Annotated in this window: 15 protein-coding genes; 1 reads left to right on the top strand and 14 read right to left on the bottom strand. The window is 31.0% G+C overall.

Going from position 1 to position 13,232, the window contains the following annotated elements; translation table 11 throughout:
• Positions 1–40: 40 nt before the first annotated feature.
• Positions 41–232 carry a small acid-soluble spore protein SspI gene (gene sspI, locus AC5M21_RS04185; protein WP_008790450.1) on the top strand — a complete coding sequence of 64 codons (192 nt, stop codon included), beginning with the start codon at positions 41–43 and terminating at the stop codon, positions 230–232.
• Here sspI and AC5M21_RS04180 read toward each other — a convergent pair.
• From AC5M21_RS04180 to AC5M21_RS04115, 14 genes are all read right to left on the bottom strand, one after another.
• Positions 224–688 (bottom strand): hypothetical protein, encoded by a 465-nt coding sequence (locus AC5M21_RS04180; protein ID WP_008790451.1) that lies wholly within the window; start codon positions 686–688, stop codon positions 224–226. The genes sspI and AC5M21_RS04180 overlap by 9 nt on opposite strands.
• A complete protein-coding gene (locus tag AC5M21_RS04175) occupies positions 681–1,544 on the bottom strand; it encodes a hypothetical protein (RefSeq protein WP_008790452.1) in 864 nt (287 codons plus the stop codon). Before AC5M21_RS04175 ends, AC5M21_RS04180 begins: the two co-directional genes overlap by 8 nt.
• A gap of 60 nt (positions 1,545–1,604) precedes the next feature.
• Positions 1,605–2,825 (bottom strand): S1C family serine protease, encoded by a 1,221-nt coding sequence (locus AC5M21_RS04170; RefSeq protein ID WP_017143814.1) that lies wholly within the window; start codon positions 2,823–2,825, stop codon positions 1,605–1,607.
• Positions 2,826–2,929: 104 nt separating this feature from the next.
• The gene (locus AC5M21_RS04165; protein ID WP_008790454.1) at positions 2,930–3,772 is read right to left on the bottom strand and encodes a patatin-like phospholipase family protein; all 843 of its coding nucleotides are present in this window, start codon (positions 3,770–3,772) and stop codon (positions 2,930–2,932) included.
• The gene (locus AC5M21_RS04160) at positions 3,772–4,842 is read right to left on the bottom strand and encodes a M42 family metallopeptidase (RefSeq protein WP_008790455.1); all 1,071 of its coding nucleotides are present in this window, start codon (positions 4,840–4,842) and stop codon (positions 3,772–3,774) included. Before AC5M21_RS04160 ends, AC5M21_RS04165 begins: the two co-directional genes overlap by 1 nt.
• A 474-nt stretch (positions 4,843–5,316) precedes the next feature.
• Complete coding sequence (locus AC5M21_RS04155; protein WP_008790456.1) at positions 5,317–6,087, bottom strand: ABC transporter ATP-binding protein; 771 nt, start codon at positions 6,085–6,087, stop codon at positions 5,317–5,319.
• Positions 6,080–7,378, bottom strand: coding sequence for an FtsX-like permease family protein (locus tag AC5M21_RS04150; protein WP_008790457.1), 1,299 nt, complete (start codon positions 7,376–7,378; stop codon positions 6,080–6,082). The genes AC5M21_RS04155 and AC5M21_RS04150 overlap by 8 nt, the downstream gene beginning before the upstream one ends.
• A gap of 7 nt (positions 7,379–7,385) precedes the next feature.
• Positions 7,386–7,817 carry a MarR family winged helix-turn-helix transcriptional regulator gene (locus tag AC5M21_RS04145; protein WP_008790458.1) on the bottom strand — a complete coding sequence of 144 codons (432 nt, stop codon included), beginning with the start codon at positions 7,815–7,817 and terminating at the stop codon, positions 7,386–7,388.
• Between the two features lie 123 nt (positions 7,818–7,940).
• Entirely contained in the window at positions 7,941–8,300 is a 360-nt protein-coding gene (gene rplT / locus AC5M21_RS04140) for a 50S ribosomal protein L20 (RefSeq protein WP_008790459.1), read from the bottom strand.
• A 22-nt stretch (positions 8,301–8,322) separates the two neighbouring features.
• The gene (rpmI, locus tag AC5M21_RS04135) at positions 8,323–8,517 is read right to left on the bottom strand and encodes a 50S ribosomal protein L35 (protein WP_008790460.1); all 195 of its coding nucleotides are present in this window, start codon (positions 8,515–8,517) and stop codon (positions 8,323–8,325) included.
• A gap of 15 nt (positions 8,518–8,532) precedes the next feature.
• Positions 8,533–9,075 carry a translation initiation factor IF-3 gene (gene infC, locus AC5M21_RS04130; RefSeq protein ID WP_008790461.1) on the bottom strand — a complete coding sequence of 181 codons (543 nt, stop codon included), beginning with the start codon at positions 9,073–9,075 and terminating at the stop codon, positions 8,533–8,535.
• Positions 9,076–9,256: 181 nt separating this feature from the next.
• Entirely contained in the window at positions 9,257–10,096 is an 840-nt protein-coding gene (locus AC5M21_RS04125; protein WP_008790462.1) for an RluA family pseudouridine synthase, read from the bottom strand.
• Positions 10,086–11,210, bottom strand: coding sequence for a glycerate kinase (locus AC5M21_RS04120; RefSeq protein ID WP_008790463.1), 1,125 nt, complete (start codon positions 11,208–11,210; stop codon positions 10,086–10,088). Before AC5M21_RS04120 ends, AC5M21_RS04125 begins: the two co-directional genes overlap by 11 nt.
• A 31-nt stretch (positions 11,211–11,241) precedes the next feature.
• On the bottom strand, positions 11,242–13,194 hold the full coding sequence (locus AC5M21_RS04115) for a P-type ATPase actuator domain-containing protein (RefSeq protein WP_236916502.1): 1,953 nt from the start codon (positions 13,192–13,194) through the stop codon (positions 11,242–11,244).
• Positions 13,195–13,232 lie beyond the last annotated feature (38 nt).

Genomic DNA, 13,232 nt, shown 5'->3' with positions numbered 1-13,232 from the left:
CCTTGCATTTATCCAATATTATATAAGAAAGGATGATATTATGCGCGAAGCACTCTTAATGAACTTAAAAGGCTTTTCAGCCTCTGACTTGCAAAAGACTATAGATGAAGGTATTGCCTCAAAAGAAGAAACTATTTTAATTGGATTAGGTGTTCTTTTTGAAGAATACTATAACTCTTTAGACAATTCTTCTAGACAACAATTTCTTCAAAGTTTGTCTTCTTTACTTTAGACCAGATTCTGGTCTTTTCTTTATTTTATTTAATAGTTTATGTGTCCAAGTAAAAAGTTCAGGTGTTCTTTTCCACATTTCTTTAATCATTCTCAAACTTATTAATACAAATAAGAAACATAAATTATATTGAAACAAATCTAAGATTGGAACAAAGAAAATGACAACACTGATGATAATTAAAATGATACAAGGAACAAAAGTCACTTTTTCTTCATATATATCATATAAAATCTTTGACATCTCAAAAACAATATAGTCAAATACCCAAGTCAATACAAAATAAAGTGTAGTATAAATATCATAAATCAAAAGACGTTGTAATGCTTGTGCTAATGAACATTGATAAAACTGCATAAATGAAATAATATATGCTAAAAGAGCTCCTAATAAAGTTGCTAATGCATTTCTAAACATATAGATTGTCATCAAATCTTTTTTTATTGTTTTATCCATTTGAATCTACCACCTTTATTGTTCCTTGAAGTTGAATCATAAAAGTATATGGTTGAGCTTGGGAATCATCTTGAGTCAAGGTCACAACACAACTTAATGTGCGTCCAAGAAGTGAATCCTGTTCATCATAATAGGCCACTTGTTTATCATTACCTTTTAATATATCAGCTGTCTTACCTTTTACATATGCAAATCTTTCATAATCATTAATATCATCAACCTGACCATTATCCTTTAAATACATATAATCAATAGTTATATTTGGATACTTTTTATCAATATCCTTAACAGAGCAAGAGAAATCTCCTGTTTTCAACCATGATGGTGTTGCATAAACATTTCGAATAGCATATTCTTTATTTCCACCATTAAAAACTGTCATGACTTGATTCTTCATAACTATATCTTCATCATAAACTGTTTTGTTATTTCTTATAATTGTCATATGCATCATAACATCAGCAAAATCATCATCATAAAGTTGCTTAGTTGTTTCAACTTCCTCAAGTGTAAACACTTCATTATCTGTTTTCATTTTTGTCTCTTGTTCATATCGATATTCTTCTTTAGATGTATTGACAACAAAAGTTGTTCTCACAAGATCACCTTTTAAAAAGAAGCGATCCTCTAAAGCCATAACTCTTGCTTTACCATTTTTTTGAATACGATCATTTTTATAAAATTCATAGCCATCAATAAGGACTGAATCATTTTCACCTGCAAAACAATACTGATAATCAGCAACATTCACATACGTATGAAACATAAAATTATCATACCAGAGAAACAATGTTGAAACCAGCATACATAACAATATTCCTGACAATATTAATTGTCTTTTTATTTCTTTATTCATCTCATCACCGCATTTATTATATAAGTTTTTAAAAGAAAAGGAAAGACCTTTTGTCTTTCCTTATGAAGAACCAAGTTTTACATTCACTGTAGATGTAGAACCATTACGGTTAATCGTTAATTTTACAGTATCTCCTGGTTTTTTAGAATAGAGTTTTGTTAAGAAATCTTTATATGATTCAATTTCTTCATTATCAAATTTTGTAATAACATCGCCAGTTTGAATTCCTGCTTTGCTGGCAGCTGAATCATTTTGAACATCTGCAACATAAATACCCTTATTCAAATTTGTTTGAATACGATACATATATAATTCATATGAAGAATATCCATCTAATGAAACGCCAGAGATTCCCAATGTTGGTCTATTCACTTTACCAGTTGAAATAATTTCTTCAACCATCTTAACAGCATCATTAATTGGTAATGCAAACCCCATACCTTCAACAGATTCAGATGAATATTTCATAGATGTAATACCTACCAGTTCACCAACTGCATTGACAAGTGCTCCGCCACTATTACCAGGGTTAATTGCAGCATCAGTCTGAATAACATTCATATCCCAATCCTCTTTACCATCATTGTTTAAATCAACAGAAACAGTACGTTTAGGAGCAGACACAATCCCCTGTGTAACAGTTCCTGCATACTCAATACCCAATGGACTTCCAACTGCTAAAACAGTTTCACCAGCATCTAATAAATCAGAATCTCCAGTTTTAAATGCAGTGACATCAAAATTGACTGTCATTTTTAAAACTGCAATATCTCCATATTTATCACTACCTATCAATTCAGCCTTCACAGATTCTCCATTGGAATAAATAACTTCAATCGATTGAGCAGATTCAATCACATGATGATTTGTAATAATATATACTGTTTTACCATCAATTTTATAAATTACACCACTTCCACTGCCTGATAATTTATTGTTTTGATAAACTGCAACACCAACAGTAGATTCTTTAGCAGCTTCTATAACTTTTGTTAAATCAGATTTCACATCATAATTAACTGTTTGAACTTTGGCATTTGATGTTCCATTTGTAGAACTTCCACCTTGCGTTCCAAGGACTTTATACATCAAAAAACCATTGCAAGCAAGCGATACAACCAATAAAACAACAACAATTGCTTTAAACAACATATTTTTATCTGGATTTTTCTTCTTTTTTTCTTTATGCACAGGACCACCCATATTTCCTTGATACTGCTCCTTTGAAGTATCTATAGATTCTTGAGTATTTTCAAATTCTTCTTTATTCATTTCGTCCATATTCATCTTCCTTTCAGTTATGACTGTTTTATATTTTACATTTATATCATAATATAGAATTACCAAGATATTATTTTAATATTGTGTGAAAATGTCAAAAAAATTCATTTTAATAACGCTCTAATCTTTTCTATATTCTCAACAGCCTGTTGATACCCATAATGATAAATCGCATCAATCTTATGCAAATCCTTTTCAAAAGAATCAATTTGCACATCTTCACTTGGTCTCAATATAACCGCTTTGCCAGTTTGTTCTAGCATTTCACAATAATTCAATGTCTCATTATATAACTCATGACGCGTTAATAAGGGTTTTACCAAATGTGGATAACGTTTTTTCAATCGACGACTAGCAATGATATTCGCTTTAGATAAATTTTTCTGATACCCTTTTGGTCTCGTCAAAACAATCAGCATCTTATCGTGTCCATCTCTTTTTGCTTGTTTCACAGGAATGGGGTCACAGATACCTCCATCATAATAATCTTGACCATTAAAAGTAATAACTGGAAAAGCAAAGGGAATTGCACAAGTTGCTTTTAACATTGTGCATTGCTTATCTAATAGTTTTCCATCAAGATATTCACATTGTCCTGTTTTAGCATTTGTCACACCAACTTTAATAATAGCTGGATTTTCTAAAAAAGTGTTCCAATCAAAAGGATATAACTCATTAGGTATTGTTTCATAAGCAAACTTCAAGCCAAATAAACTGCGATCACTTAAATAATTACGTATTCCAACATAACGCTTATCATGTCGATGATTCATTAAAATATCATAATTACGTTTAGTTTGCTTTGAAACATATGAAAAACCATCAGTAATTCCTGCTGACACTCCTATAACATAAGGAAAATCAACTTCATAATCAAGCAGTGCATCCATAACACCACTAGAGAAGATAGGACGAAATGTTCCTCCCTCCAGTATTAACGCACCCATTATCGCTTATCCTCAATCATCACTTTCATTAACTCTTCATCCAGTTTTTCAATAAAACAAGTTAATAATTGGACAACTGCATCAAAATCATCTTGATGAATAATTGTACGATGAGAATGCATATAACGTGATGGAATAGAAATCGTTAGATTCATAACACCAGCATCAACCTTACTTAATTCTCCTGAATCAGTTCCTCCAGCAGTATCTATTTCTAATTGATAAGGAATATCTTGTTTCTCACAGATACATTCTAATTCTTTCAATAAACCACTATGTGCAATAGCACTTCCATCCATAACTGTCAAAGCTGCCCCTGACCCAAGTTTGACATCACCCTTTTCACCAGGTAAATCCATTGAAAAAGTAACGTCAATCGCAATCGCAATATCCGGTTTTATCATCTGTCCAACAGTTTTTGCCCCACGTAAGCCCACTTCTTCTTGAACAGTTCCAGCTCCATATAAAGTTGGATAAATTGTTTTCCCTTTTAAATTTCTTAAAACCTGTATAATCACAGCTGCACCAATGCGATCATCCCAAGCCTTTGACATTAAACATTTCTCATTAGCCATAATTGTAAATTCAGAAACTGGTGTAATTGGATCACCTTTTTTAATACCTAAATCCAAAGCTTCCTGTTTACTGAAAACACCAATATCTATAAAAGCATTCTTCGGTTCAACAACTTTATTTCTCTCTTCAGGTGTTTTTCCATGAGGTGGCACAGAACCAAAAACACCCTTAATCTCTTTGCCATTTCTTGTTGTGATTACCATAAGGGAAGAAGGTAAATTTTGTCCCATCCAGCCACCTACTGGCTGAACTTTAATATACCCACTTTCATCAATATCACTGACAAGAAAACCAATTTCATCAATATGTCCAGTTAAAAGAAGTTTTAATTTTGAAGTTCCTCTTTTGATACCAATTAAACTCCCAATATTATCATATTGAATTTCATCAACACAATCCTCAATATATGATTTCATCATACGAGTTGCTTGTTTCTCATAACCAGAAATTCCATTAACAAGACTCATATTCTTTAACATTTCTAAATCTGCCATATCTAAACCCTCCTATTATTTCTTATTATATATCCTTTTCTACAATTAGACAAATCATTTAAATATATGAATAATCCAATCAAAGTATACACTATCTCATTATTTTTATACAAAAAGAGGAAATCAGATATTCTCAGTATTTCCTCTTTTGTTAGCTTTTTAAAAACTGGATAAAACGTTTTAAACTGGTCAAATAATTAACTCAATTCTCTATCTATTGATTATGAAATTCAAATGTTGTTCCCTAATGAAATAATCCTATAACCATAAGAAGAGTTTCATTTTCAAATAAAATATTTTCAAAGGGCAATTCTGGTTTTCTTTATCCATAAAGCCACAATTTAAAGATGTGGTCTTCATGCTTATTTTAATAAATTGAGAACATTCTACCACTTGCATTATTATGAATAGTAGTCATGTCTCAATTCATCCAATATTTATTATCTCATTATATAACGTAATAAGAGGTCCCAACTAATCTATAAATAATTTTTGTGATTCTGTTGAATTGACATCAACAATTTTATAAAAGTATTCTTTTTGAGTTAAATCTTTTCTTTCAATTGTTTCAGCAATTTGTCCATCTTTAATATAGAGAAGTTTCTGTGAATAACTAGCAATCATAGAATCATGAGTCACCATTAAAATAGAAACACCCTCTTCTTCATTGAGCCTTTTAAATAACTCTAGAAGATCATGTGAATTTTTAGAATCAAGATTTCCAGTTGGTTCATCTGCAACAATCAATTTAGGATTCGTGACAAGTGCTCTGGCAATTGATGCTCTTTGTCTTTGTCCGCCTGAACATTCACTTGGATACTTATCCAAAAGTTCATCAACACCCAATTTCTTTGCAATCACTTGAACACGTTGTTTGACTTCTTCTAAAGGAACATGAGATAACGTCAAAGGAACAGCAATGTTTTCAAAGATTGTTAATGATTCAAGCAAATTAAATTCTTGGAAAATAAAACCTAAATTTTCATATCTAAATTTACCAACTTCATTTTCTCCCATCGTTCTGACTTCTTGGCCATTAATAAAAACTTTTCCTTTGGTTGGAATATCGATTGTTGAAAGATTATTTATAAATGTTGATTTTCCTGAACCAGACGGTCCCATAACACATATAAAGTCACTTTCATACATCGTTAAAGAGACATCAGATAAAGCAGTAACAGGATTCTTTGTATCAATCCCATAAATCTTTGTCACATTTTCTGCAACCAATATTTCATTATTCATAACGTACACCCTCCTTTAGAACTTGTAAAACAGAATTTTTATATGAAACATAAGTGAATATCCCTGCCAATACTGCTGGAATCATTTGAGTAAGCACTGCAACAATTATAAAATCTAACGCAATACCTTCATGGATATATGATTGAATTAAGGCAATCATTGTATAAACAAAAGGCAATCCAATTAATATCACATAAAATGAGAAAACCTCTTTACGAATAATTTGTAAGAGCTGATGATAAGAATATCCTAGCTTATAGAGATTATAATAGAACATCCTTCTGGTTGATGCTTCCATTATATATTTATACATAATGCTAGCTAACAATAAGAGAATAACAACAATGAATCCAATAATAGCAGTCATCATTTCACGAGGATTTTCCTGCTGAGAAATCATAATAGCAATCATAACATTTGTTGATATCGCATAAATGCCAATCAATAAAATCGCACGGTTCAAAGAATATTGCAGATTAGATATTGAAATTAATTGAATCTTATCAGCCAAATATCTCTTCCATTTTCTTCTCCTAAAAAAAATTCCTAAACAATATTTTACTATTCCACTAATTCCAACCGCCCCTATACAACAAGGAACAATTGCAGATGTTGATTCATATGGCGTCGTGATTAACAAAATAATACCAAGCAAATAAATCACAATATAAATAACCGGTGGCAATTTAAACATACGCTGATCAACAGCATTATTACGCCCTTCTTGCGAAAGCATATATTGAATATCCTTACGATATACAAACCCTGATGCATAAATCAATTGAGCAACAATAATGACTACTATACAAATTACCGTATCAAGAATTGCTGTATAAGGGATATAGAAAAATGGCACTTGATATGATAAATACTGATATATAAGCTGATTAACAAACATTGATATTCCACTTCCAAGTACAATTCCTAAAGGGAAAGCAATTAAACTCATTATCAAATTTTGATAAAATAAATACATTGTTGCTCCAATAAAACTAGATCCAGACATCTCCATAATGGCTATTTCTTTGGTTTTCCTTGAAATATAGAAATTACTGGCAAATATAATCATAAATCCACAAAAGACAATAATAACAAACGATAAGGTCGATGAAAAAGGAATCGTCAGTTGTTGAGAAGAAGCTAATTCAACTTTTGTCACCAAGTACTTATTATCAATAATATTAAAAAATAAAAAAGTCACAGCGATTGTCAAACATAAAGTCAATGTATATACAAAGCTTTTTTTATACTCCTTTTTTAACATATTGACAGCAAACTTTAATGTCCCCATAATTTTCCTACCTTTCTTTCTCTATTTTAGAAATAGAGTCTAACTGAAACAATAGATTTATAAAATTCTGTTGTTCTTCATCACTTAAATGCTGAACCAAATGCTCAATATAATGATCAATAACATGTCTTGATTGTTCAATAACTTCTCGTCCTTTATTGGCCAAATGCAGAATTCTTTCACGGCGATCTGTCTTAGAAACTTCAACAACAATAAAACTAGCTTTTGTCATTCTAGCAATCAATCCAACCGAAGTTGGATGCGATATCCCAAAATACTGACAAATATCTTTCCCTGCAACTTCCTCTGTCTGTTCTTCTAAATACAAAAGAATTAAAAGTTGTTGAAATGTTAAATGATACTCTCTTAATTGATTATTCATTGTTGTTATCATTGCGCTTGAAAGTTTATAACACAATACAAGATGTTCATGATTCACTTTACCACCTCTTCCTAAATACGTAGCATACTACATATATAAGTATAAGTGACTTATCACTTTCTGTCAATCCCTTTCAAAAAATAAAAAAAAGCACAAATTTCATTGTGCCTTTACAAATCATTATTTTGCTAATGCTTTTTTAGCAGTATCTACAATTGCAGTAAATCCTTTTGGATCTGCAATAGCAATTTCAGATAACATTTTTCTATTCACTTCAACATTAGCTAATTTTAATCCATGCATTAATTGAGAATATGAAATTTCATTCATTCTTGCAGCAGCATTGATACGTGCAATCCATAATTTTCTCATTTCACGTTTTAATGCTTTTCTATCTCTGTATGCATATTCAAATGAGTTCATGACTTGTTCATGAGCTGTTTTATATAATGTATGTTTTGAACCAAAATATCCTTTGGCTAATTTTAAGATTTTCTTTCTTCTACGTCTAGTTGTATATCCGCCTTTAACTCTTGCCATATTTCTTTCCTCCTATTTCCAATTATCCTTGTAATCTTGACTTAATTCTCTTCATATCTGAAGGGTGTACTAAAGTTGCTTTCGCTAAGTGTTTCTTTTGTTTATGAGTCTTGTGATGAGATTGATGCGAAATATAAGCATGACTACGTTTCATTTTACCTGATCCTGTTTTCTTTAAACGTTTTTTAAGACCACTATGTGATTTCATTTTTGGCATAATTTTGTCCTCCTGTTATTTCTTTTTTGGTGCTAATATAGCAATCAATGTTCGTCCTTCCATTTTTGCTGGCTTTTCAACAATGCAATAGTCAGCACATTCAGCAACGAAATCTTCTAGTATTTTTTGACCAATATCAATATGAGCTAATTGTCTTCCTCTAAAACGAACAGCCACTTTGACTTTATCTCCTGCTTCTAACATTTTAATTGTTCTTTTGAGTTTTACATTTTTATCATGAACATCAATAGTTGGAGATAATTGTGTTTCTTTTAAAGAGACAACCTTAGAATTTTTCTTCATTTCTTTTTGTTTCTTTTGTTGTTCAAAACGATATTTTCCATAGTCCATAATACGACATACTGGAGTTGCAGCTTTCGGAGCCACACAAACCAAATCTAAATTTGCATTAGAAGCCGTATGCAAAGCTTGATTACGTGACATAACGCCTAATTGATCACCGTTTTGATCAATAACTAAAACTTCTTTAAAACGAATTTTTTCATTTACCAAGTCATCATTTGTTTGTTGGTTGTTATACTTGCTAATAATAGCCACCTCCTATAAATTTTGTAGTACAAATAAAAAGTGAGCACATAAGTACCCACATATTGACATTAAGATATGATATCTTAGTGACATTAGCCCAACGATATTCTCATTCGGGCGAGAAGTAGGCACTTCTTCTTTCCACTACTTTTCATTTACTGGTACATCATAACGAATTTAAACATATATGTCAACCCTTTTTAAAGAGTTTTTCAAAAGATTCAGGTGTTTTAGAAACAAAACGCATTTCTTTATGTGTCAGTGGATGAACAAACATAAACTCATGAGCATGCAGTCCTAATCTTTTGAGTGGATTAGATTGTGCACCATATTTAGAATCTCCTACTATCGAATGATGTAAAGAAGACAAATGAACACGAATTTGATTCTTTCTCCCTGTATCAAGATAAACCTCTAACATACTATAACGTTTATTTGATTGAATTTGTTTATAATGAGTAATTGCTTTTTTCCCTTGTTCTTTTGTTGTAATATAGACATTTTGTGTCTTAGATTCAGCCAAATAATTTTCAATAGTTCCTTTTGTTTTTTTCATCTGTCCTTCAACAATAGCAATATATCCTCTTGTTTTGACATATTTATTCCAATTTTGAGTGAGAATATCATAAAGTTTCTTGTTTTTAACAAACATTAATATACCAGATGTATACTGATCTAAACGATGAACAAGAAAAATATTTTCTTTTTTCTTATAAAGATATTGTTTTACATATTGATAAGCAGTTTTTTCATTTTCTTTAGCGGTTTGTTCACTTAATAAACCACATGGTTTATCAATCACAATAATTTCTTTATCTTCATAGAGAATAACAAATGGCATATCATTTTTCTTAGCCTGAATTTCCACAGTTTGTCCTACTTGTAAATCATATGCATAATGTGTTTCAATATGCCCATCAACCCAAACATTTTGATATTTCAAGAGATTCTTAATATCATTTCTTTTTTGTGAAGTTTTTTCCAAAAGGAACTGCATTAAAGGCATTGGCACTTCAACTTTATATTTCATTTATGATTTCCTCCATATGTTCAAAGATTGTTTTTTCTAAATTCTCCTGACCTTTTTTCAAAGCAATAGACAAAGGCATATAATGAGGTGTAATTGTATAAACACTTTTAAATCCAAGTTGTTTTAAAACATCTACATCTTCAATTTTACCAGCAAAAGCATATACATCTTTATGATATTTCTGAGCAATCTGTAAAACACCATAAGGTGTCTTTCCAAATTGTGTTTGTTTATCAAGTTTTCCTTCTCCAACAATAACCTTATCACAATGTAAAATTGCTTCTTCTAAATGAATTGTTTCACTAACAATTTCAAACCCAGAGCGCAATTTTGCTTTTAAGAAAGCCAACATAGCATACCCTAATCCACCTGCGGCACCAGCTCCAGGTTGTATCATATAATCCTTTTGAAACATGAAATCTGCTTTTTGTGCATATTGAAACATAGCTTGATCTATACTTTCTAATTTGGCTTGAGATAAACCTTTTTGTGGACCATATATATAAGTTGCTCCATTATTTCCGCATAAAGGGTTTATAACATCACAAACACCTATCCATTCAATATCTTTCAAACGCTGATTAAAGTTATCTAAACAAATATTACAAATATCCTTTAATCCTTCCATTGTATAAGAGACAACATGATGAGATTCATCTAAAAATTGAACACCTAATGCTGCTAACATACCAATTCCACCATCATTTGTTGCACTTCCCCCTAAACAAATCATGATTTTTGAAACTTGATGCTCAACAGCATGAACAATCAATTCACCTAAACCATATGAAGTTGTTTGAGAAGGGTCTTTTTGAGTTTCATCTAAAAGTTCTAGCCCACAAACCTTTGCACATTCAATAATCGCCATATCATCAACATAACCTATTGGTGCCATTATCTTATTAAAAAGTGGGCCTGTGACTTCATACTCCACTTTTTCTCCTTGTAAAGCCAAAACCAAAGTGTCCAATGTCCCTTCACCCCCATCAGCTAATGGGCAAAGAATTGTTTTGATAGTCTTATCATAACAATGAACACCTCTCTCCAATGCTTTCGCTGCTTCTTGAGCAGTCATACTTTCTTTAAATGAATCTGGCGCAATCACAATTTTCATTCTTTCACCTCCAAAAAAAGAGTAGATTTCTCTACTCTAAAATATGTGTCGAGTTATACATAACAGTTGCACTCACTAACATTTCTACCAAAATAGCAATCCATAATGGAAAACCATTGAAAGAAATCACACCAATTAAAACAACTAATTTCATTAGCACTGTTATAACATTATTAGCAATAGCTGTTGTTCGCATACTTCTAGAAATCAAGAAAGTTTCATAAACTTTATTTAACTCAGCATCAATCAAGACAATATCACTGTTCTCGACAACCTTAGAATCAGCTAACCCACCTCTTGAAATACCAACATAACTCTTTTGCAGTAATTCAATATCCTTAAAGCTATCTCCAATATAGACAATAGGTCCAACTAAAGAATCCATTTTACTTAATTTTTCCTCAACACTTAAATCATTATAAATTGTATATTGATCATTTTCTAAAGCTACAGGTCCATCATTAAATATAACCAATGTTCTTCCCATATGAGAAAGTTTTCTAAATAATTCCAACTCTTCTTCAGTCACTTCAACACCATCAAAACGATCATAAACAATTGTTTGACATGCATTTATAGAATCAAGACCTAAAGAAGATTCAATAATAATTCCATTACGAAAAGCTTTTGCAAAACCAGCTAACATACCTAATGATGTTGATTGATCACTAGATAAGGCTCCCGATAATATCAATAAAACAGCTCCAACATGAATATAAGAACGATATGTATGGAAATCAATGATAGGTAAAACAATCCCCAAGATCAAACCTAATACAACCATGATTGGCGTATAGAAACGTGATAATATCTTTGTATATTTTTCAATCTTTGATTCATAAACAGGGGCAGCACTGGCAATATTCATTAATTCGATATAATTAGAACTTTCATATGTAGAAGTAATTTTTATGTAGAGTGGTTTTTCTCCAACATTCACATCTCCACTACTTACAAGTGTTCCTTTTTTCGCACGCACAAGTTCATATGTACTCGTATTCGAATATGTACTCAAATCAGATGGTCCTTTTAAGACCTTACCTGGAATATGTACAGTTTCGCCTGGTTTAACAATCATTGTATCACCAATTTCAAACTCATATAGTGAAATGACTTCCTCACGTTCATCAAGATAACGAACTCCTGTTTCAGGCATCTCAACCGCTTCATCAATCTTAAATAAAGATTTCTCTAAAACTTTATTTAAGAATGGTGCAGCGACCTGATACAAAATAACAGCAAGACATGTTTCAACATATGCTTGTGCAGCTATACCTAAAATGAAAGCTCCAATGACCAAAACATCTTCTTTAAAGAATTTCAATTGTTTAACCTGTTTCCATGCACTCTTTAAAATAGGTTCTGCTAACAAGAACATTGTGACATACCACAAAATAGGTGTTATCTGATTATGATCTTTTGATGTAATTAAAGCCAATGCAATAACAACCAAAAATATACCTATACGAATATATCTATTTAAATACTTTTGATTAAAAACATCTTGCGAACGAATGGGTTTACGATGTTCCATAATTTCAATTGAAGGATTAATCTTAAATAATTCTTTTCTTAAATAACTCAACACATCTCTTTGAGAAGATACCAGTGTTAATATCTTATTTTTAGGATCATATTCAATATCATGATATTTAGAATCTTCCTGGATTTGATTGATCAATACATAAATATCATCTTCAGTCACCATATTTTTAAACATAAAATAATGTGGAACTTCTTTTCTTTGAGCAAAATCATATTGACGTTTGCTACCATCAATAACTTCTTTAACAATATGCTCTTTATTAACCCCTTGAATTAAACTTAACAAAGCATCTATATCTATACAATTAAAAACAATACTCTCTTTGCTTATTTTCATATGAGAGACTTGTTCTTGTTCATTTAGTTTTAAACTTAAATGATTCAATTCTTCTACTGATTGGATATTGGATATTTCAAATGTTTTCTTTTCCAAAATCATCACCCTTTCTTGCATCATCATATCATATTTTTTCAAAA

The organism is Coprobacillus sp., assembly GCF_984815275.1.
Note: the sequence above shows the minus strand (reverse complement) of the source record. Positions and strands in the feature narration are given on the sequence as shown.